This window comes from uncultured Rhodoblastus sp., from assembly GCF_903903185.1.
Classification (GTDB): domain Bacteria; phylum Pseudomonadota; class Alphaproteobacteria; order Rhizobiales; family Beijerinckiaceae; genus Rhodoblastus.
Window position 1 is genome coordinate 1 of the sequence record NZ_CAIUXT010000098.1, and the last position, 20,943, is coordinate 20,943.

The window sequence follows — 20,943 nt, forward strand, 5'->3', positions numbered from 1 at the left end:
GGTTGGCCTCGCCAAGCACCCGGCGCACCGCGGAATTCAGCACCGAGGCGAGCTGGTTGTTGGCGGTGGCGACGCTGCCGACGGTCTGATAGAATTTAAGCGCATCGGCGATCTGGTAGCGCACGAAAGCATCGACTTCGAGCCGCTGGTTGTCGGAAGCCAGCACTTCCTGGCTCGACGATTCGAGATCGAGAATGCGCCGGTCGAGGAAGACCACGGATTCGATGAACGGCAGTTTGAAATGCAGGCCCGGATCGGTCACCAGACCGCGCTCCGGCACCGGCTCGCCGAATCGCAACAGCAGCGCCTGCTGGGTCTGATGCAGTTCGAAGGTCGAGGACAGCGCCAGCGCCAGCACGAGAACCAGGCCAAGCAGCAGCGCGATGAGTTTCGGCTGGTTCATGGCTGGCCTCCCGTCGAGGGTTTGGTCTCGGACAGCAAGGGCGCCAGCGGCAGCAGCGGCGAAACGCCGGCGGCGCGGTCGAGGATGATCTTGTCGCCGGCGCCGAGCACCCGCTCCATGGTTTCGAGATAGAGCCGCTGGCGCGTCACGTCCGGCGCCTTTTTATATTCCTCGAAAACCTTGAGATAGCGCGCCGTCTGGCCTTTCGCCTCGGCCACCGTCTGTTCGCGGAAGGCTTCGGCGTCGCGCAGGATGCGGGCGGATTCGCCGCGCGCCTGCGGCACGATGCTGTTGGCCTGGGCCTGCGCCTCGTTGACGAAGCGGCTGCGGTCCTGCTGCGCCGCGGTGACGTCGCGGAAGGCGGCGATGACGGTCGGCGGCGGATCGACCGACAGCAATTGCACCTGCAAAATCGATACCCCGGATTGGTAGGAATCGAGAATTTTCTGCATCGCCGCCTGCGAGGCCGGTTCGATCACCTTGCGCTCCGCCGTCAGCAGGGCCTGAATCTGGGTGCGGCCGACGATTTCGCGCATGGCGCTCTCGCCCACCGCCTTGATGGTCTCGACCTGATTCTTGATGTTGAAGGCGAAATCCTCCGGGTGAACCGGATCGATCTGCCAGATGACGCGGAACTTGACGTCGGCGATATTCTCGTCGCCGGTCAACATAAGGCTTTCCTCGGGGATGTCGGTCAAAACCCCGGTATCGGTGCGGCCGCGCGCGCCGATGTCGATGGAATTGCGGTCGGTGACATTGAGCTTGAGATAGGAGCCGATCGGCTCCGGCCAGATGTAATTGAGGCCGGGCCCGGTTTTGCCGGTATAGCGGCCAAACACCAGATTGAGCCCGACCTGATTGGGATCGACGGTGTAAAAACCGCTGGCGAGCCAAAGCAGGCAGACCAGCGCCAGCAAGGCCGCGATGCCGCGCGGCGAAAAATCGCCGGCGGTGAGACTGCGCAATTTGTCCTGCGCCTTGCGGACAAAGGCTTCAAGATCGGGACCGGGGCCGCCGGGCGCGCCGCCTCCGGGCGGGCCGCCGCCAAATCCGCCGCCGCCCTGGCCCCAGGGGTTTTTCGGGGCGGAGCGCCAAGGGTCGGCTCTCGGATCGGATCTCGGGTCAGATTTTTGTCCGGGTCCGGCGCCCTCCGGCTGTTGCGGCGGCTCGCCGTCTTGATTGGACCAGGGCATGAATTCCTCGATATGTTGGCTTTGGGCTTTTACGGGCCTGCCGGACCGCCCTTATATAGGATGCGCGGCGCTGCGGCACAATCGAGCTTTTGCAGCCTGTTTGCACTGAAAACCAAGCCTCCGCGAAACCGGCGGGCGGCGCCGGGTCGGCCCGTCCGCTCAAAATGATATAAATGAATTTGCCCTGTCGAAGGCGCTGGTTCGCGGCGCCCCTGTCACAAGTCCGGAGACGTTTCCCTTGCGCGATATCGGCCCCGTTTTGATCACCGGCTGCTCAAGCGGCGTCGGCCAAGCCGCGGCGCGGGCGTTCCGCGCCGCCGGATTCGAAACCTTCGCCACCGCGCGAAATCCCGATGCGCTCCTGGAATTGCAGGCCATCGGATGTCGCCTCCTGCCTCTCGACGTCACCGACGAACCGGCGCGGCGCGCGGCGGTCGAGGCGGTGGAGGCCGAGTTCGGCGCGGTGGGCGTCTTGGTGAACAATGCCGGCTACGCCCAATATGGCCCGCTCGAGGAAATAACGCTCGACGACCTGCGGCGGCAGTTCGAGACCAATGTGTTCGGCGCGCTGCGCCTCGCGCAACTGGTCTTGCCCGCGATGCGCCGCGTGGGGCGGGGCCGCATCGTCAATGTGAGTTCGGTCGCGGGGCGGGTCAGCGTGCTCGGCGGCGGCCCCTATCACGCCTCCAAATTCGCGCTGGAGGCCCTCACCGACGCGTTGCGCCCCGAAGTCGAACCTTTCGGCGTCAAGGTCGTGAACGTGCTGCCCGGACCCATCGCGACGCGGTTTGAATCGACGCTGCTCAAATCCATTGCAGAACCCGGCGCGGACAGCCCCTATGCGCCGTTCCGCAAGCATCTGGCGCGGCGGATGCACGAATTCCTGCGCGCCGGCAGTTTTGGCGTGATGAGCGCCGAGGATGTGGCGAAAATCGTGCTCAAGGCCGGCGCGACGCCGCGCCCGCGAACCCGTTACCATGTCGGCTTCGTCGCCAGATTCGGCCCCTGGGGTCGCGCGCTGGTCCCGGACCGGCTGGTGGACGCGGCGACCCGCTGGCACATGTCGAGCAAGTGGAATTGACGACGCGTCGGCCAAAACCCGGCGGGGCGTCGCCTCGCCCGCGCGCCCGAACCCGATTTACCGCCGCTGGTAATCGACATATTCGAGCGCGAAATCGTCCCTTGCCCCGCATTCCGGCTTCTCGCGGCGCAATTCCCGCCATTGGCTCCAATCGACCGGAGGGAAGAAGGCGTCGGCCTCCGGCTCGCAATCGACCAGGGTCAGGCGCAGATATTCGGCCTGCGGCAAGGCCAGCCGGTAAAGTTCGGCGCCGCCCGCGACGATGATCTCGGCGGCGTGCAGGACGCGCCCGAGCCGGTCCGCCAGCCGCACGGATTCTTCGAAATCAAAGGCGACATGCAGGTTTTCCAGCCCTTGCCCGGAAAAATCGCGGTCGCGGGTGACGACAATGGTTTCGCGTCCGGGCAGCGGCTTGCCGATCGACTGGAAGGTCTTGCGCCCCATGATCAGCGGCCGGCCCCAGGTGATTTCGCGGAAACGCCGGAGATCGCTCGACGCGCGCCAGGGAATGGCGTTGTCCTTGCCGAGCGCGCCATTGCGGGCGATGGCGGCGACCAGCGTCATCGGCAGCAAATCGCTCATAGGGCCGCCTGCGCCCCCGGTTGACCCGAAATCGCTATGATGTGCTTCATGGGAAGGATCATCGTCGATTCGCGCTCAAGGTCAATCGCGTTGGAGCCGGCGCGGCGGGGCGGCCAGGTTCTGGCGGCCCTTTTTTTCCCGTAGTCCCTTGTCCGATCCGCCGGAGGGAAGAAAACCATGAGCAAATACGTTGGCGCCATCGATCAGGGCACGACGTCGACACGCTTCATCCTGTTCGACCGTCAGGGCGAGATCGTCTCATGGGACCAGAAGGAACACCGGCAAATCTATCCCAGGGCGGGATGGGTCGAACATGATCTGGCGGAAATCTGGCGCAACACCGGGGACGTCATTCGCGGCGCGCTGGCGAAGAAGGGGCTGAGCCCCGCCGATCTCGTCAGCGTCGGCGTCACCAACCAGCGCGAGACCGCCGCCATCTGGAATCGCCGCACCGGCGAGGCGCTGCATCATGCGCTGGTCTGGATGGACACGCGCACCGACGATCTCGTGCGCGAATTCGCCAAAGACGGCGGACAGGATCGCCTGCGCGCCAAAACCGGCCTACCGCTGGCGACCTATTTTTCCGCCCTCAAACTGCGCTGGCTGCTCGATCACGCGCCCGGTGCGCAGAAGGGCGCCAGAGCCGGCGAGGTGCTGTTCGGCACGATCGATTCGTGGATCGCCTGGAATCTCACCGGCGGCGTCGACGGCGGCAGGCATATTACCGACGTCACCAACGCCTCGCGCACGCAATTGATGAATCTCGAAACACTCGACTGGGACCAGGATATCCTGAACCTGTTCGACATCCCCCGCGACTGCCTGCCGGAAATCCGCTCCTCGAGCGAAGAAATGGGGCTGGGGACCGGCGTACTCGCCAATGTTCCGCTCGCCGGCATTCTCGGCGACCAGCAGGCGGCGCTGTTCGGTCAGGCCTGCCTCCAGCCCGGACAGGCAAAAAACACCTATGGCACCGGCTGTTTCATCCTCATGAACACCGGCGCGAAGCCTTATCCGTCGAAATGCGGCCTCATCACCACGCTGGGCTACAAACTCGGCAATGAACCGCCCGTCTATGCGCTGGAAGGCTCGATCGCCATCGCGGGAGCGCTCGTGCAATGGCTGCGCGACAATCTCGGCCTGATCGGATCGGCGGCGGAAATCGAGGCGCTGGCCCGAACCGTCCCCGACAATGGCGGCGTCTTTTTCGTTCCCGCCTTTTCCGGACTTTATGCGCCGTACTGGCGCGCCGATGCGCGCGGCGTCGTCGCCGGCCTGACGCGTTTCGCCAACAAGGGTCACCTCGCCCGCGCCGCGCTCGAGGCCACGGCCTACCAGACCCGCGAGGCGCTCGACGCCATGGCTCAAGATTCCGGCGTCCATATCAAGGAATTGCGCGCCGACGGCGGCATGGTCGTCAACGAGTTGCTGATGCAGTTCCAGTCCGACATGCTCGACGCGCCGGTGGTGCGTCCGAAAATCATCGAGACGACGGCGCTCGGCGCGGCCTATGCGGCGGGCCTTGCCGCCGGCTATTGGGATTCCACCGACGACATCGTCGCCAATTGGGCCTTCGACAAGCGCTGGCGGCCCTCGATGGCGCCGGCCGAACGCGACAGGCTCTATGCCCTGTGGAACAAGGCCGTGACGCGTTCTTTCGACTGGGTTGAAGGATAGGCGCGATGGAGCCGACCGATCCCGCCGGGGGGCGCATCCGCAAAATCATCCATCTCGACATGGACGCCTTTTTCGCTTCCGTCGAGCAGCGGGATCATCCGGAGTTGCGCGACAAGCCGGTGGCGGTCGGCTATGGGCGCGAGCGCGGCGTCGTCGCCGCCGCAAGTTACGAGGCGCGAAAATTCGGCGTGCGTTCCGCCATGCCGTCGGTGACGGCGTTGCGCAAATGCCCGGAGCTGATTTTCACGCCGCCGCGATTCGAGGTCTATAAAATGGTCTCGCGGCAGATCCGCGCCATTTTCGCGCAATTCACGCCGCTGATCGAACCCTTGTCGCTCGACGAGGCCTATCTCGACGTCACCGATTTTCTGCAAGGCGAGACGACCGCCACCGAAACCGCCCAGTCGATCCGGACGCTGATTCGCCGCGAAACCGGACTCACCGCTTCGGCCGGCGTCTCCTACAACAAATTCCTCGCCAAACTCGCCTCCGACCGGAACAAGCCCGACGGCCTGTGCGTGATCACCCCGAAACAGGGGCCGGCCTTTGTCGAAAACCTTCCCGTGGCCAAATTTCATGGCGTCGGGCCGGCGACGGCGGAAAAAATGCGGCGGCTCGGCATCGAGACCGGCCGGGATCTGAAAACCTGCCCGCTGGAATTCCTGCAGGAAAATTTCGGCAAGGCGGGTCCCTATTATTACGCCGTCGCCCGCGGAGTCGACGAAAGGCCGGTTCGCCCGGATCGGGAGCGCAAGTCGCTTGGCGCGGAAAGGACCTATCTGGAGGACCTCGTCACCTTCGAGCAAGCTGCCGCCGCCCTGCCCGCAATCATCGACAAGGTCTGGCGCGCCGGCGAAATCGCGCGGATATACGGGCGCACCCTGACGCTCAAAGTGAAATATTCGGATTTCCGGCAAGTCACCCGCAGCCGGACCGACGTCGCGCCGATCGCGACCGTCGCCGAATTCGAACGTCGCGCCCTGGCGCTGCTGGCGCCGCTCTTTCCAACCGAACGCGGCGTCCGCTTGCTCGGCCTGACCCTGTCGGGTTTTGGTCCAACCGCCCGACAAGGCGAGGCCCAGCTGAGCTTCGAACTGCTCGGGCAGGGTTCGAATGTGTCGGACGGGCCTCGGCGGTAATCGGTCCGGACAAGAAGTCCGGGCGTCCGGACGCCCTCGGCCGACCCGTCGCGCCCATCGCGAATGATCTTCGGACCTCCGCGACCGACGCCTGCAAACCGCGCCGATCGCTCTGTCGCGCTGCTGGCGCGCGCAACCAATGTGACCTATGCTGGCGCTGGAGGAAATTCGAGATGTGCGTCGGTTGCACCCCGGGATTTCGGCTGGCGTTTCAATCGCTTTCGCTTCCCTCGCGCCGCAACTTCCTGAAAGGCTCCGGCGCGCTCGCGGCCAGCGGCGTTTTTCTCGCCGAAGCCGTGGACGCCGCGAGGGCGGACGGCGAGATCAACGAGATTCTGACCGACGGCCTGATCGGGGCGCCCACGCCGGACGCGGCGGGCCCGGCGACGATTTTTACCGCCCAAAAAATCATCACCATGGAGCGCGCAGCGCCCGAGGCGACGGCGATCGCGGTCGCGGGCAAGCGCATCGTCGCGGTCGGCTCGCTCGAGTCGGTCAAGACGGCGCTCGGCGCGCGCCCCTACCGCATCGACGACACATTTGGCGCCAAAATCGTGATGCCAGGCCTGATCGACCAGCACCTGCATCCGATCCTCGGCGCCCTTACGCTCGCGGTCGAAGTGATCGCGACGGAAGACTGGAACCTGCCGGGAAGGACCGTCAAAGCGGCGGCGACGCCGGAGGAATATAGCCAGCGGCTCAAGGCCGCCGAGGCCGCTCTCAAGGACCCCGACGCATGGTTGCTGACCTGGGGCTATCATCGGCTCTGGCATGGCAAGCTCGACCGGGCCGCGCTCGACGCGATTGGCGCGACCCGGCCGATCGCCGTCTGGCAACGCTCCTGCCACGAGTTCTATCTCAACACGGCGGCGCTGAAGGCGCTTGGAATTTCCGAGGCCATGACTCAAGGCAAAGGGATCGCCAGCGAGCAGGCGAGCTGGAAGGACGGGCATTTCTTCGAGACCGGCCTGAATCTGATGATGGGGCCGATGTTGAAGGTGCTGGCGACTCCCGAGCGCCTTTCGTTCGGCCTCAGGCAGATGGTCGCCTATCTCCACGCCAACGGCGTCACCGCCTATAACGAGCCCGGCGCGCTCTACACGCCGGAGATGTGGAAGCTCTACGAGCAGATTCTCGGCGCTCCGGATGCGCCGATGTATGCGACATTCCTCGCCGACGGCCGCGGCATTCCCGACCGCGTAGGGCTGGCCAGGGCGCTGGACGCGACGGAAGAACAGATCGCGGTGTCGCCCGAAGGCCCCGGCAAGAAGCTGATGTTCTTTCCCGGTCAGATCAAGCTGTTTGCCGACGGCGCGATCATCTCGCAGTTGATGCAGATGAAGGACGGCTACACCGATGGCCACAAGGGCGAGTGGATCATGTCGCCCGAACAGCTGGAAGAGCGCGCCCGGCTCTACTGGAACGCGGGCTATCAACTGCACATTCACGTCAACGGCGATCTCGGGCTCGAGGTCGTGCTCGATACGCTGGAGCGCCGCCTCAAGGAAAACCCGCGCAACGACCACCGCACCGTGATCGTGCACTTCGCCAATTCGACCGAGGAGCAGGTTGCGCGCATCGCGCGGCTCGGCGCCATCGTCAGCGCGAACCCCTATTACCCCGTGGGCTTCGCCGACAAATACGGCTCTCAGGGCCTCGGCCCGGCGCGCGCCGACGCGATGGTGCGCGCGAACTCGGTGGTCTCCGGCAACATCCCGCTCTCCTATCATTCCGATCTGCCGATGGGGCCGAGCGATCCGCTGTATCTGGCGTGGTGCGGCGTCAACCGGATCACGCCATCGGGACGCGTTGCGGAGCCGGGGCAGCGCGTGACGGTGGATCAGGCGCTGCGCGCGATCACCATCGAGGCCGCCTATTCCTGGCGCAAGGAAGATTTGATCGGCAGCCTCGCGCCCGGCAAGATCGCCAACCTCACCGTGCTGGATCGAGACCCCTATGCGATCGAACCGGAAAAACTGAAGGATATCGGGGTCTGGGGAACGATGTTCGAAGGCCGCGTCTTTCCCGTGCCGGAGAGCGCGAAGCGGAAGGCATGAGTTTGACGCGGCGCTCTCTCACCGCGCCGACTGATGCAGGGGCACAGTAATGTTGATTGCGGGCGCCATCATCGACGACCTGAGCCGCGAGGCGCCCCTTGCCGTGACAGGGAGCCATTGGCGGCTGTTCACCGATCGGGTCATGGGCGGCGTCTCCAGCGGGACGATGGTCCGCGACGTCGTCGACGGCCGGCCCGCCATCCGCATGCGCGGTGAGGTCAGCCTCGAAAACAATGGCGGCTTTGTCCAGATGGCGCTCGATCTCTCGCCCGAGGGCGGAGCGGTCGACGCCAGCGGCTGGAGCGGCATTGAACTCGACGTCTACGGGAATGGGGAAGAATACGGCCTTCATCTGCGGACCGACGCCCTGACCAGGCCGTGGCAATCCTATCGCCAGATTTTCGCGGCCTCCGGGGAATGGCGGACGGTGCAACTGCCCTTCGACCGCTTTCTTCCCTACCGCACCGATGTTCCGCTCGAACCCCGCCGGTTGCGGCGCCTCGGCGTGGTGGCGATCGGCCGCGCCTTCGCCGCCGATCTTGCGCTCGGCGGGCTCCGGTTCATGGCTTAGCCGCGGCCGGCGAAGGCCGGAATCCGGGAACAGAAGCCTGACCGGGGGGCTGCTCGCGCAAGGCGCCATTCGCCGATGCGGTTTGACGCCGGGATCGCCAATTCCGGATCGGGAATCGTCAAGCTCGAAGCCGCAGAAGCATCCAAACCACTTCGTCTTGCCGCCGCAATGCGATTTTGCGGGCGCGCATAAATCCAATCGCGGGGAAGGCGCGTTTCAGCGTTATCGCTGATTTTTGGGTCGCGAGGGCGTTCATGAATTATCCGATCAGGATCGAAGGCGATTTCATGCGTCACGAACAGGAGAGACTGAAGGGCGGGCGATTCGAATTCGCGGGACTTGACGAAAATTGGCGATCGCCGGTGGCGCAGGTTTTTCTGCCCGGCGGGTTTGGCGACGAGATCTGGCTCGAAAACTCCATCGAGAACCGCATCTGGTGGCCCCATTGGGGCGACCACGTCTATTGCGAATGGGGCAAATACAAGGGGCGGTCCATCGCCGGGCGGGACAAGCGCATGGTCCTGCAACCGATCGGGGCGCCCAATCATTTTCGCTCGCCGGGAGCCGTCAAATTAACGATGATCAAGATTTCGACCTCGATGCTGAACCAGGTCGGGGAGGAGATCGGAACAGCCGTCGGCGGCCAGGCGCTGCTGCGCGACGATCTGGTGTTCTTCGAGGATCACGCCTTGCGCCGCGAGCTGGATTATTACGTCAAGCGCGCGCTCGATCGCGACGCGCCGCCAAGCCGGCTGGAAATGGAATCGCGGGCCATCATCCTTGTCGAACTTCTGCTCAGGCGACATCATCTCGACAAGGCGAAGGCGGAAAAGGGCGGCTTGAGCGCGCTTCAGACCAAACGCGCCCTGTCCGCCATCGAAGCGCACTTGCCGGCCGATCTTGGCGTCAAGGCGCTGGCCGAAGCCGCGGGCCTCTCGGTCTTCCATTTTTCACGCGCCTTCAAGAAATCGGTCGGCGCGGCGCCGCATCAATATTTGCTCCGTCTGCGGATCGACAGGGCCAGATCGCTGCTTGAAAACACCCATTTGTCGATCCTCGATGTCGCCGCGGCGGTGGGCTACGACGACCAGGGCAGTTTTGCCCGGAGTTTCCGAAAGGAAACCGGGCTGTCGCCGCGACGCTATCGTCTGGGCGGCTGAAGCGCCGCGCGTTTCGCCGGAAAATCGAGCGCAGGATCGGCCCAAAGCAGCAATTTTTGTACAGGCGGCGGCGGCGGCGAAGGTTTACGCTGCTCCGGGGGTTATGGCATGAAGGTTTTCGACGGCTGCAAGCGTGAACAACGCCGCGCGGGTTTGCGTCCCGGCGCCGCAATCGGCGCGTTCTTATGGAAGGCGCTCGCGCCGGTCGCCCTGCTGGCCGCCGCGTTTTCGATGCCGGCTGCGGCGCAGATGCCGCCGCCCGTCGTCATCACCTCGAAACCCCTGTCGCATCAAGTGCAGCGCTGGGAGGAGTTCAGCGGGCATTTCGAGGCGGTCAAGCAGGTGGAAGTGCGCTCCCGCGTCTCGGGCCTGCTCGAAAAAATCTGCTTTGCCGACGGCGATCTCGTCAAGCAGGGCGACGTCCTGTTCGAAATCGAGCCCAAGCCTTTCCAGATCGCCGTCGACGGCGCCAAGGCCGATGTCGAGCGCGCCCGGGCGCAATTGATCATTGCCGAACGCGATTTTCAGCGCGGTCAGACGCTCGCGACCGACAAGTTCATGTCCACCCGCGACATCGATCAGCGGCGCCTCGCGCTCGATGTCGCGAAAGCGCAGTTCGCCGCCGCCGGGGCCGCGCTGGAAAATGCCGAGCTGAATCTGGAATGGACCCGTGTACGCGCGCCGATCTCCGGCCGGGTGTCCGACCGGCGGGTCGACGCCGGCAATTTCATCACCCAGGGCGGCCAGATGACGTCCACACTGCTCACCACCATCGTGACGCTCGATCCGATTCATTTCGTCTTCGAGGAATCGGAATTCGATTACTTGCGCGGCAAGCGCCGCGCCGCCGGGCCGGGCAACGCCGAACGCGCGCCGGTGGCGAATATCGCGCGGATCAGGCTGGCCGACGAGACCGAATGGTCGCATCAAGGCGCGGTCAATTTCATGGACAATCAGGTCAACCAGCGTTCGGGGACGATCCGCGGCCGGGTGGTTCTGCCCAATCCCGGCCTGATGCTGACGCCGGGGGTTTTCGGCCACGTCCAATTGCTGTCCGACGACCGGCCGGCTCTGCTGGTGCCCGACGTCGCCATCGTGTCCGATCAAACCAGCAAGCTGGTGATGGTGGTCGGTCCGGACCGGACCGTGGCGGCGCGCGCGGTCAAGCTTGGACCGATTTTCGGCGGATTGCGCATCGTCGAATCCGGCCTCGCCGATACCGACGAGGTCATCGTCGGAGGTCTGGCAAATCCGATGGTGCGCCCCGGCGTCAAGGTCGAAACCAGGCCGGGTGAAATCCACCTGGCGTCGAACTGATCGGAAACGCCAATGAAAATCAGCCATTTTTTCATTGAGCGTCCGATCTTTGCCGCCGTCCTCTCGATCATCCTGACCATTGTCGGGGCCATCGCCCAGCGCAGTCTGCCGGTTTCCGAATATCCCGAAATCGCGCCGCCGACGGTCAATATTTCCGCCAATTATCCGGGGGCCTCCGCCGAAGTGATCGCCGATACGGTGGCGGCGCCGATCGAGCAGGAGGTCAATGGCGTCGACGACATGCTCTACATCACGTCGCAATCGACCGGCGACGGGGTGGTGTCGATCAATGTGACTTTCAAGCCGGGCGTCAATGTCGATCAGGCTCAGGTCCTCGTGCAAAATCGCGTCGCCGTGGCTATGCCGCGCTTGCCCGAAGACGTCACCAAACTGGGTGTGGTGGTCAAAAAGGCCTCGCCCGATCTGATGATGGTCGTGCATCTGATTTCGCCCGACGGGTCGCGCAGCCAGCAATATATGTCGAATTACGCCACGCTCTACGTCAAGGATCGGCTGACCCGCATCGACGGCGTCGGCGACGCGCGCATCTTCGGCGCCCGCGATTATTCGATGCGCATCTGGCTCGATCCGAGCAAGGTCGCGGCGCGCCACATGACGGCGGGAGAAGTGGTCCTGGCGCTGCGCGCCGCCAATGTTCAGGTCGCCGCGGGTTCGATCAACCAGCCGCCGGCCAAGAGCGCCGGCGCCTTTCAGGTTTCCGTCCAGACGCTGGGCCGATTGTCGGACCCGAGCCAATTCGACGACATCGTCCTGCGGGCGGACGCCGATGGCGTCGTTCACCTGCGCGACGTGGCGCGAACCGAATTTGGCGCGCAGGACTATACCGTCAACTCCTATCTGAAACGCGACAACGCCACGGCGATGATCATTTACCAGCGTCCGGGCTCCAATGCGCTGGCGACGGCGGCGGCGATCAAGGCCACGATGGAAGAAGCCCGCAAATCCTTTCCGTCGGGCGTAGACTACACGATCATCTACAATCCGACGGAATTCATCCAATTGTCGGTCGATGAAGTGGTCCGCACGCTTTACGAGGCGATCGGCCTGGTCGTTCTCGTCGTTATTCTGTTCCTGCAATCCTGGCGCGCCGCCATTATTCCGGTCATCGCCATTCCGATTTCGCTCATCGGCAGCTTCGCCATCATGCGCGCGGTCGGCCTTACCTTCAATACGCTGTCGCTGTTCGGTCTGGTGCTGGCGATCGGCATCGTCGTCGATGACGCCATTGTCGTCGTGGAAAATGTCGAACGCTATCTGGCCCAGGGGCTTTCGCCAAAAGAGGCGGCCCACAAGACCATGGACGAGGTTGGCGGCGCGCTGATCGCCATCGCGCTGGTGCTTTGCGCGGTGTTCTTGCCGACGGCGTTCATTTCCGGATTGCAGGGTTCCTTTTACAAACAATTCGCCGTCACCATCGCCACCGCCACGCTGATCTCGGCCTTTGTCTCTCTGACGCTGTCGCCCGCCCTCGCGGCCATCCTGTTGAAGCCGCATGTGGAAGGCCGACAGGGGCGCGGTCCGCTCGGCTGGTTCTTTCAAAGGTTCAATTCCGGCTTCGAAAAGCTTGCCAATGGCTATGGCGCCTTGACCGGCCGGATCGTCCGGAAAGGCTTCGTCGCGCTCCTTGTCTACGCCGGCCTGATCCTGCTGGCGGCGAAGCTGTTGATTCAGACGCCGACCGGGCTGATCCCGCAACTGGATCGCGGCTATCTGATCGCGGCCCTGCAATTGCAGCCCGGATCGACGCTTGAACGCACCGACAAAGTATTGCGTGAAGCCAATGAAATCATCTTGAATCACCCTGCGGTGTCGTCGAGCGTTCCCTTCGCCGGTTTCGACGGCGCAACCTTCACCAATGCGCCCAATTCCGGCGTGATTTTCGTCCCCTTGAAGCCTTTCGACGAGCGGGTGAAGTCCGGCTATTCGGCCGAGCGCGTGCAGGGGGAGCTTTACCAGAAACTCGCGGCGCTTTCGGAAGCCTTTGTTTTCGTGTTGCAGCCGCCCTCGGTGCCCGGCATCGGCACCGGCGGCGGCATCAAGGGCTATGTCCAGGACCAGGCGCAGAATGGCGCGGCCGCGCTGGAAAACGCGGCCTGGACGATAGCCGGGTCGGCGAGCAGGGAACCCGGGTTCGAACAGGCGTTTACGCTGTTCAATACCCACACGCCGCAAATTTTCGCCGATGTCGATCGCACCAAGGCGGAAATGCTGGGCGTTCCGGTCGGGCGCGTGTTCGAAGCGCTTTCGGTCTATCTGGGATCGGTGTTCATCAATGATTTCAATGTGTTCGGACGGACCTACCGGGTTACGGCGCAGGCGGACAATGCGTTTCGCCTGGGGATTACGGATATCGGCAATCTCAAGACCAAGAACCTTTCGGGCGAAATGACGCCGATCGGTTCGGTCGCCACCTTCAACGACAAGACCGGGCCTTTCCGCGTTCCGCGCTACAACCTCTATCCGGCTGCGGAAGTTCAGATGAATTTGGCGCGCGGCTTTTCGACCGGCCAGGCGATCGCCCAGATCGAACGTTTCGCGAGGGAAAGATTGCCGCCGGGGTTTTCCTTCGAGTGGACCGAGATCGCGTTGCAGGAAACGCTGGCGGGCGACACCGCGACATTGGCCTTCGGACTGGCGGTCGCCTTCGTCTTTCTGTTGCTGGCGGCGCTCTATGAAAGCTGGCGGCTTCCCGCTGCGGTGATCCTGATCATCCCCATGTGCATCCTCGCCGCCATGACCGGGGTGACGATGCGCGGGCTCGACCGGAACATTCTGGTTGAAATCGGTCTCGTCGTCCTCGTCGGGCTGGCGGCGAAAAACGCCATTCTGATCGTCGAATTCGCCAAGCAGGCGCAGGAGGCGGGCGCGGATCGCTACGAGGCGGCGACGCTCGCGGCGCGGACGCGCCTGCGCCCCATATTGATGACCTCGCTCGCCTTCATTCTCGGCGTGGCGCCGCTGGCGATCGCCGAAGGAGCGGGCTCCGAAATGCGCCAATCGCTCGGAACCGCCGTCTTTGCCGGGATGATCGGGGTGACGTTTTTCGGCTTGATGTTTACGCCGACTTTTTACGTCCTGGTTCGCGGCGGCGCCGGCGGTTCGATCGCCAGGACGCTGCAAACCCTCTCAACACGCCTGTCCGGCTGGCTGGGCGGCAAGGGAACCCAAGAGGAAGCGGGGGAATAAGACGAGATGCGAATGGGTCGGCGCAACAAGCATCTAGAGCAACCAGAAGAAGGCGCGAGGCCCAACGGTTCGATCGCCAAGTCCATTGCTTCGAGCGACAGACCGAACATCGTGCGGATCGGCAATCTCGGCAATCCGTTGTCTGACCTCTATTTTTTGCTGATTCAGATGAGCTGGCTGTCTTTCAGCCTGTTGTTCCTTTCATCTTTTTTTATCTTGAATTGTATTTTTGCCGCTTTATACCGCCTCGATCCAAACGGTTTGAGCGCGACATCCGATCTTCCACCTTTCTGGAAGGAGTTTTTCTTCAGCGTTCACACCATAGCGACCGTCGGTTATGGCAATGTATATCCTGTGAGCATTACGACAAACATTCTTTGTACGGTTGAAATAGCCTTCGGATTATTGTTCCTGGCTCTGACGTCCGGTCTCGTTTTTACCAGATTCGCCCGACCTCATGCGCGCATTCTGTTTTCCGACAAGGCGGTGGTCGCCGATTACAAGGGCGCGCCGACATTGATGTTCCGCGCGGCCAACAAGAGAAATAATTTCATTCTCGAAGCGAGCGTCACCTGCTCGGTGTTGCGCGGCGAAAACGCCAACGGCCGTCAGATGCGCAGCTTCCATGAAATGCGCCTGCTCCGGTCGAGAACCCCGGTTTTCGCACTGAGCTGGCTGGTGATGCACCCGATTGACGATAAAAGTCCGCTCCACGGCATGAACGCGGAACAGTCCAAGGACAGCGACGATGAAATCATCGTGCTGCTGACCGGCACGGACGCCAGCGTTTCCCAGCCGGTCCATGGCAGGATGGCCTATCAGACCAAGGATATTTATTGGAATTGTGAATTTGAGGATGTCTTGACGGTTAATGACAAGGGAACAAGAGTGATCGATTATTCAAAATTTCACGACATTGTCCCGGTTTGACCCTGCATGACTATTCCTGGATTGAATGTTCGGTATCCTGCAAACACCCGGACTCAAGCCGCAGGGTAGCGCCCTTTGACCGACGAAACCGAAATCCTGCTGTCGGCCGAAGGCTGGCTTCGCGCCGGCGTCGGCGTCGCCCTTGCGACCGTGGTCGAGCGGCGGCGGGGGCTGACCACGCGTGAAACTGCGGGACCGCGTGGACGTTGCCGATTTTGCGCATGGCAAGCCCGGCGCAACAAAGGCCCGAACTTGCCCATCGAGCGCTATGACGGTAAGTATAGTTCAACAAAGAAATTCATCGGGTTCATGTTTGAGAACCTCCGTTCGGGCGACAGGACATGCGAAACTCCAAAATCATGACTATGGACGATGGAATGGCAGATGCCGGCGAAAGCAGCGAGGGAGTTCTGCCTCGGTTTCAGTCGGTGCGGCTCGACCGCCGGTCGTTTCTGTTCGGCTCCGCCGCGGGTCTCGGCGCGCTGGGGCTCGCCGGTTGCGCCACGACCGACGGCATGGGCCGCGCCGAGGCGGCGAAGCTTTACGGACCCGTTCCCGACGAGAAATTCCCGATCCCGGCGGTCGATGTCAGCAAGCTGGATCCGAAATATTATCGCCGGGTCGTGCGCTACGACAGCAAGGAAGCGCCCGGCACGATTATCGTCGATCCCGGCAATCACTATGTTTACCGCGTCGAAGGCGATGGCGCCGCCACCCGCTATGGCGCCAATGTCAGCCGCGCCGGGTTCCTGTGGAGCGGTGAAGCCTATGTCGGCCGCAAGGCCGAATGGCCGGTCTGGACGCCGCCCAAGGAAATGATCCAGCGTCAGCCGGAGGCGCGCAAATATGCCGGCGGCATGCCGCCGGGGCTCGACAATCCGCTCGGCGCCCGCACGCTCTATCTCTATCAAAACGGCGCCTACACGCTCTACACGATCTACAGCACCAGCGACCCCGAGACGATCGGGAACGGCGTTACGAGCGGCTGCACCGGCCTCCTCAGTCAGGACATGATCGACCTCTATTCACGAACGCCGGTCAAGACGAAGGTGATCGTCTTGCCGGCATAGGCGCGTCGGCCAGAATTTCGCGCGCCCCTCGGAACGGCTGATTAACGGCATTGCGGCGGCCCCTTGGATACGCAGGCGCGCTGCCGGGTTCGGGGCGACATCCGGCGGGCGCGCGCGACGTCGGGAAGCGCTCCTTCGCGCCGGGCACGATCTTCTCCCGCGTCCGGCTGGCGTCAGAATTCGAGCGTCAGACAAACGCAACATTCCCGTTCTTCAAGGGCACATGGCGGATGCGCTGGCCGGTCGCCGCGAAAAAGGCGTTGAGCACGGCGGGCGCGGCGACGCAGATCGTCGGCTCGCCGACGCCGCCCCAAAAGCCGCCGCTCGGCATCACGATGGCCTCGACCTTCGGCATGTCCTTGATGCGCATGGAATCGTAGGTGTCGAAATTCGCCTGCGCGACGCGCCCGTCCTGGAGCGTGATGCCGCCATAAAACAGCGCCGACAGGCCATAGACGAAGGAGCCGGCGATCTGGCGTTCGATCTGCGCCGGATTGACCGCCGTGCCGGGATCGGTGGCGGCGACGATGCGGTGAATCTTGATCCGGTTTCCCTCGGAGACCGAAATCTCGGCGGCGGCGGCGACGTAGCTGCCAAAGCCCATGAAAGAGGCGAGGCCGCGAAAAACGCCCTTCGGCGGCGCCGCCTTCCAGCCGATGCGCTCGGCCACGGCGTCGAGCACGGCCCTTTGCTTCGGGTGTTTGCCCATCAGGGAGCGGCGGAACGCGTAAGGGTCCGCGCCGGCTTCATGCGCCAATTCGTCGATGAAGGATTCGAGATAGATCGCATTATGGTTGATGTTGACGCCGCGCCAGAAGCCGGGCGGAACCGGCGGATTGCGCATCGCGTGTTCGACCAGCAGGTTGGGAAAATCATAGCCGAGCGCGGCGTCGCCTGTTGCTGCCAGACCTTGCAGCGCGCCGGGGTCGAAGCCGTCCTTGATCGCCTCGGGCCGGATGCTGGCGGTGATCGACTGCCCGGACAGGCGAATGCGCAGGGCGGTGAGCTGGTTGTTCTCGTCGAAGGCGCCCGTCAGCTTGCATTGCGTGATCGGGTGATATTTGCCGTGCTGCATGTCCTCTTCGCGCGACCACAGCAATTTGACCGGCGTATCCGGAAATTGTTTGGCGACCAGCACGGCCTGGGTCACGTAATCGGTAAAACCGCGCCGGCCGAAACCGCCGCCGAGAATGTGCTTGTGCACGTCGCATTTTTCGGGCGGCAGGCCGGAGGCCGCGACGACCGCAGCGAAAGCCGCCTCGCCGTTCTGCGTGCCGGTCCAGACTTCGCAGCGTTCCGGCGTATAGAGCGCCGTGGCGTTGAGCGGCTCCATCGCCGCATGATTTTGATAGGGATAGGAGTAAACCGACTCGACGACCTTTTTGGCGCCGGCGATGGCGGCCTTGGCGTCGCCGACCTTGTTGCCGACCCCGGCGGGCGCGGCATCGTCGAGCCCCTCGGCGAGGAAGGCGGCGATGGACTCGCTCGACACCGAAGCATTCGGGCCTTCGTCCCAGACGATCGGCAAGGCGTCGAGCGCCTTCTTGGCGCGCCACCAGCTGTCGGCGACGACCGCGACCGCCGAGTCGCCAACCTTCACCGCCCTGGGAGAGCCCGGCAATCCGGCGATTTTGGTTTCGTCGAAACTTTTCAGCCTGCCGCCGAACACCGGGCAATCCTTGATCGCGGCGTTAAGCAATCCCGGCAGTTTCACATCTATGCCATAGACCATCGAGCCGTCGGTCTTTTCCGCGGTGTCGAGCCGGAGCAGGCTTTTTCCGGCGATCTTCCACTCGCTGGGGTCCTTGAGCGCGACGTCGGCGGGCGGCTTCAGTTTCGACGCGGCTTCGGCCACCTTGCCGAAGGTCGTCACCTGGCCCGAGGGGGCATGGATCAGCAGGCCCCTTTCCGCCTGAATTTCGCCGGCCGGGACCTCCCATTGATTGGCGGCCGCCTGAATCAGCATTTCGCGCGCCGTGGCGCCGCCCTTGCGGACATATTCCTGCGAGCCGCGTATGCCCCGGCTGCCGCCGGTCGCAAAATCGCCCCAGACGCGCTTGCGCGACAAATTCTGCCCCGGCGTCGGATATTCCGTGGTCACGTTCTCCCAGGCGCATTCAAGCTCTTCGGCGACGAGCTGCGCCAATCCGGTCAGCGTGCCTTGCCCCATTTCCGAGCGGGCGATGCGGATGACGACGGCGTCATCCGGCCTGACGACCACCCAGGCGTTGACCTCGGGCGCGCCTTCTTCCGCCAGCGCGCCCCGGGGTCCGCCGGGTATGTCGAGACCGAGCGCCAATCCGGCGCCGAGCGTGGCGCCGCCGACGATGAAGCCGCGACGGGAGGGCGAAAAGCCTTGCGTCATTTTCGACCCTTTCAAGCTTCAGCCGCGGCGTGAATCGCCGCGCGCGCCTGCTGGAACGTGCCGCAGCGGCAAATATTGCCGATCGCCGCGTCAATATCGCGGTCCGTCGGCTTCGGCTTATCCTTGAGCAGCGCCGCCGCCGCCATCAGCATCCCGCTCTGGCAATAGCCGCATTGCGGGACGTCGTGATCGATCCAGGCCTGCTGCAGACGATGCGGCGCGCCGTTTTCGGCCAGCGCCTCGATGGTGACGATGTTCTTGCCGGTGACATCGGCGACGGTGACGCCGCAGGAGCGGACGGCGGCGCCATCGACATGGACCGTGCAGGCGCCGCATTGGCCGATGCCGCAGCCGTATTTCGTGCCGGTCAGACCGATGTTTTCGCGGATCGCCCAGAGCAGCGGCGTGTCGGGTTCGACATCCACTTCCGCCTGCCGCCCGTTTACATTAAGCGCAACCATTCGCCCGTCTCCGATTTCCGACTAATTAAGTATAAAACAGCCGCCGCCCATCCGCCAATGGTTCTGTCGGCGCCGGCAGTCGGTTTGCGGCCACAATGGTTCAGGGCGCCGCCTGTCCTGCCGTCGCCGCCAGCAAAGCCTCCGGCGGTCGCGTCCAGCCGCCGCCCAATGCCTGATACAGCGTCGTCGTCGCCTGAAAATGCGCCGAGCGCACCTGCACCAGCAAGTCCTCGGCCTGAAAAAGCGTATTCTGGATCACCGCCAGCGTCACAATGTCCATGGTTCCGGTCTGCAATTGCAGAAAGGCGTCTTCATAGGCCCTTTGCGCGGATTTCACCGCAAGCGTCTGCAATCTCAACTGTTCTGCGGTCTTGGCGACGGCGATCAGGCCGTTTTCGACATCGGAAAAGGACGTCAGGATCGTCTTGCGGTAATCGGCCAGCAATTCGTCGAATTTGCCCTTTTGCAGATCGAGTTGCCCCTGCAACGCGCCGCCGTTGAAGATCGGCTGGGCCAGATTGGCGGCGAAGGAATAGGCCGCCGCCTGCGGCGTGAACAGGTTCTTGAACACCGCGCTGAGAATTCCATATTGGCCGGTCAGGGTGACGTCCGGGAAAAAGGCGGCGCGGGCGACACTCACCTGAAGCCCCTGCGCGGCGAGCCGGTCCTCCGCCTCGGCGACGTCGGGGCGGCGCAGCAGCAGTTTCGACGGCAGGCCCGCCCGGACCGCCGGGTCGGTGAGGCGCTCCAGCGAGCCCCCCTTGATCGAAACGCTTTCGGGCGTGCGCCCGAGCAGCACCGCCAGCAGGTTGCGGTCCTGCAATTCGATCTGCTCCAGCGGCGGCACGTTGGCGCGCTGCTGCGCCACGATGGTGGTCTGCTGGGCCTCGTCGAGTGCCGACGAGGTTCCCACCGCCCGGCGGGCGACGATGGCGCGCAGCACATGTTCCGCCAACGCGACGTTCTGGTGGGCGACGCGCAGGCGGTCCTGCGCGGCGAGAAGCTGGAAATAGAGGTTGACCACGGAGGCCGTGGTCGAGAGCGCCACCACGTCGCGGTCGAAAACGGAGGCCTGCGCCGACAACAGCCCCGAAGCGGCGGCGTCGTGGTTCTTGTTCCAGAAGTCGATCTCGTAGGAGGCGTTGAGATTGAGCCCGAACGCATTGGTGCGCTGGCTGCGGTAGGGCGGCGAAAACGCCTTGCTCACGCCGGGAATCAGCGCCTGCCCCCCGGCGCCCCCGGCGGCCACCGTCGGATAAAGCGTGGCGGCGGCGACGCGCGCCTGCGCCTCCGCCTCGGCGATGCGCGCCACCGCCGCGGCAATGTCGAGATTCTGGCTTTGCGCCTGCGCGACCAGATGGGTGAGTTCCTTCGAACCGAACCGCGCGGGCCAGTCGTCGAGTTCTCGCTGGAGCGCCACGCGCCCGCCGCCGCCGACCGCCTGAAAACGCGTCGGCGTGGCGATGCCGGAGTCAAGCGATTCCTTGTCCAGATCGCATCCCGCCAGCGCCAAAACCAGCAAGGCCCAAAATGCCGCCGTCGCCGCGGGCGCGGTCCGGCCCTCGCGCCTGATCGGGTCCCGTTTCGTTCCGCTGCGGCGGCCTGAACCGTTTAATCCTACCATTTAAATACGCTTCTACCGGTCAAAACAGGCCATGACCCCATCAACAGGATGGAAGCCTCTTGCTAATTTCCTATCGTATAAATAGGATTAAATGGCAAGTCTCGTT

At 63.7% G+C, this 20,943-nt stretch carries 17 protein-coding genes; 11 read left to right on the top strand and 6 right to left on the bottom strand.

Annotated features, from left to right (window positions below; translation table 11 throughout):
- Window positions 1-403: SPFH domain-containing protein (locus tag QZY01_RS09010; RefSeq protein ID WP_294536131.1), on the bottom strand; the 403-nt coding region annotated here is incomplete at its 3' end.
- Window positions 400-1,596: an FtsH protease activity modulator HflK gene (hflK, locus tag QZY01_RS09015; RefSeq protein WP_294536136.1), complete on the bottom strand. Its 1,197-nt coding sequence runs from the start codon at window positions 1,594-1,596 to the stop codon at window positions 400-402. The genes hflK and QZY01_RS09010, both read right to left, overlap by 4 nt.
- 238 nt (window positions 1,597-1,834) lie before the next feature.
- On the opposite strand from hflK, the gene QZY01_RS09020 reads away from it, so the two are divergent.
- Window positions 1,835-2,677 (top strand): SDR family oxidoreductase, encoded by an 843-nt coding sequence (locus tag QZY01_RS09020; RefSeq protein WP_294536139.1) that lies wholly within the window; start codon window positions 1,835-1,837, stop codon window positions 2,675-2,677.
- Between the two features lie 57 nt (window positions 2,678-2,734).
- Here the strand turns inward: QZY01_RS09020 and QZY01_RS09025 are convergent, their stop codons facing one another.
- On the bottom strand, window positions 2,735-3,259 hold the full coding sequence (locus QZY01_RS09025; RefSeq protein WP_294536143.1) for a dihydrofolate reductase: 525 nt from the start codon (window positions 3,257-3,259) through the stop codon (window positions 2,735-2,737).
- Between the two features lie 177 nt (window positions 3,260-3,436).
- On the opposite strand from QZY01_RS09025, the gene glpK reads away from it, so the two are divergent.
- From glpK to QZY01_RS09075, 10 genes are all read left to right on the top strand, one after another.
- Entirely contained in the window at window positions 3,437-4,936 is a 1,500-nt protein-coding gene (glpK, locus tag QZY01_RS09030) for a glycerol kinase GlpK (RefSeq protein WP_294536146.1), read from the top strand.
- Between the two features lie 5 nt (window positions 4,937-4,941).
- The gene (gene dinB, locus QZY01_RS09035) at window positions 4,942-6,075 is read left to right on the top strand and encodes a DNA polymerase IV (RefSeq protein WP_294536148.1); all 1,134 of its coding nucleotides are present in this window, start codon (window positions 4,942-4,944) and stop codon (window positions 6,073-6,075) included.
- Window positions 6,076-6,248: 173 nt separating this feature from the next.
- A complete protein-coding gene (locus QZY01_RS09040; protein ID WP_294536151.1) occupies window positions 6,249-8,132 on the top strand; it encodes an amidohydrolase in 1,884 nt (627 codons plus the stop codon).
- A gap of 49 nt (window positions 8,133-8,181) precedes the next feature.
- Window positions 8,182-8,703, top strand: coding sequence for a CIA30 family protein (locus QZY01_RS09045; RefSeq protein ID WP_294536153.1), 522 nt, complete (start codon window positions 8,182-8,184; stop codon window positions 8,701-8,703).
- Between the two features lie 254 nt (window positions 8,704-8,957).
- Complete coding sequence (locus QZY01_RS09050; protein WP_294536156.1) at window positions 8,958-9,863, top strand: AraC family transcriptional regulator; 906 nt, start codon at window positions 8,958-8,960, stop codon at window positions 9,861-9,863.
- Between the two features lie 108 nt (window positions 9,864-9,971).
- Window positions 9,972-11,180: an efflux RND transporter periplasmic adaptor subunit gene (locus QZY01_RS09055; RefSeq protein WP_294536159.1), complete on the top strand. Its 1,209-nt coding sequence runs from the start codon at window positions 9,972-9,974 to the stop codon at window positions 11,178-11,180.
- Between the two features lie 12 nt (window positions 11,181-11,192).
- Window positions 11,193-14,387, top strand: coding sequence for a multidrug efflux RND transporter permease subunit (locus QZY01_RS09060; protein ID WP_294536161.1), 3,195 nt, complete (start codon window positions 11,193-11,195; stop codon window positions 14,385-14,387).
- Window positions 14,388-14,399: 12 nt separating this feature from the next.
- Window positions 14,400-15,317, top strand: a complete 918-nt coding sequence (locus tag QZY01_RS09065; RefSeq protein ID WP_294536163.1) for an ion channel — start codon at window positions 14,400-14,402, stop codon at window positions 15,315-15,317.
- Window positions 15,318-15,392: 75 nt separating this feature from the next.
- Window positions 15,393-15,680: a hypothetical protein gene (locus QZY01_RS09070; protein WP_294536164.1), complete on the top strand. Its 288-nt coding sequence runs from the start codon at window positions 15,393-15,395 to the stop codon at window positions 15,678-15,680.
- Window positions 15,677-16,387 carry a L,D-transpeptidase gene (locus tag QZY01_RS09075; protein ID WP_294536167.1) on the top strand — a complete coding sequence of 237 codons (711 nt, stop codon included), beginning with the start codon at window positions 15,677-15,679 and terminating at the stop codon, window positions 16,385-16,387. Before QZY01_RS09070 ends, QZY01_RS09075 begins: the two co-directional genes overlap by 4 nt.
- 187 nt (window positions 16,388-16,574) lie before the next feature.
- On the opposite strand, the gene QZY01_RS09080 is transcribed toward QZY01_RS09075, so the two are convergent.
- From QZY01_RS09080 to QZY01_RS09090, 3 genes are all read right to left on the bottom strand, one after another.
- On the bottom strand, window positions 16,575-18,752 hold the full coding sequence (locus tag QZY01_RS09080; protein WP_294536170.1) for a molybdopterin cofactor-binding domain-containing protein: 2,178 nt from the start codon (window positions 18,750-18,752) through the stop codon (window positions 16,575-16,577).
- Between the two features lie 11 nt (window positions 18,753-18,763).
- Entirely contained in the window at window positions 18,764-19,213 is a 450-nt protein-coding gene (locus QZY01_RS09085; protein WP_294536173.1) for a (2Fe-2S)-binding protein, read from the bottom strand.
- A 100-nt stretch (window positions 19,214-19,313) separates the two neighbouring features.
- The gene (locus QZY01_RS09090; protein ID WP_294536175.1) at window positions 19,314-20,837 is read right to left on the bottom strand and encodes an efflux transporter outer membrane subunit; all 1,524 of its coding nucleotides are present in this window, start codon (window positions 20,835-20,837) and stop codon (window positions 19,314-19,316) included.
- Between the last annotated feature and the right edge of the window lie 106 nt (window positions 20,838-20,943).

Bases quoted from the DNA above. Each gene is read 5' to 3' on its own strand.
- hflK (WP_294536136.1), bottom strand. From the start codon at position 1,596: ATGCCCTGGTCCAATCAAGACGGCGAGCCGCCGCAACAGCCGGAGGGC.
- QZY01_RS09025 (WP_294536143.1), bottom strand. From the start codon at position 3,259: ATGAGCGATTTGCTGCCGATGACGCTGGTCGCCGCCATCGCCCGCAAT.
- glpK (WP_294536146.1), top strand. From the start codon at position 3,437: ATGAGCAAATACGTTGGCGCCATCGATCAGGGCACGACGTCGACACGC.
- dinB (WP_294536148.1), top strand. From the start codon at position 4,942: ATGGAGCCGACCGATCCCGCCGGGGGGCGCATCCGCAAAATCATCCAT.
- QZY01_RS09040 (WP_294536151.1), top strand. From the start codon at position 6,249: ATGTGCGTCGGTTGCACCCCGGGATTTCGGCTGGCGTTTCAATCGCTT.
- QZY01_RS09045 (WP_294536153.1), top strand. From the start codon at position 8,182: ATGTTGATTGCGGGCGCCATCATCGACGACCTGAGCCGCGAGGCGCCC.
- QZY01_RS09050 (WP_294536156.1), top strand. From the start codon at position 8,958: ATGAATTATCCGATCAGGATCGAAGGCGATTTCATGCGTCACGAACAG.
- QZY01_RS09055 (WP_294536159.1), top strand. From the start codon at position 9,972: ATGAAGGTTTTCGACGGCTGCAAGCGTGAACAACGCCGCGCGGGTTTG.
- QZY01_RS09060 (WP_294536161.1), top strand. From the start codon at position 11,193: ATGAAAATCAGCCATTTTTTCATTGAGCGTCCGATCTTTGCCGCCGTC.
- QZY01_RS09065 (WP_294536163.1), top strand. From the start codon at position 14,400: ATGGGTCGGCGCAACAAGCATCTAGAGCAACCAGAAGAAGGCGCGAGG.
- QZY01_RS09075 (WP_294536167.1), top strand. From the start codon at position 15,677: ATGACTATGGACGATGGAATGGCAGATGCCGGCGAAAGCAGCGAGGGA.
- QZY01_RS09080 (WP_294536170.1), bottom strand. From the start codon at position 18,752: ATGACGCAAGGCTTTTCGCCCTCCCGTCGCGGCTTCATCGTCGGCGGC.
- QZY01_RS09085 (WP_294536173.1), bottom strand. From the start codon at position 19,213: ATGGTTGCGCTTAATGTAAACGGGCGGCAGGCGGAAGTGGATGTCGAA.
- QZY01_RS09090 (WP_294536175.1), bottom strand. From the start codon at position 20,837: ATGGTAGGATTAAACGGTTCAGGCCGCCGCAGCGGAACGAAACGGGAC.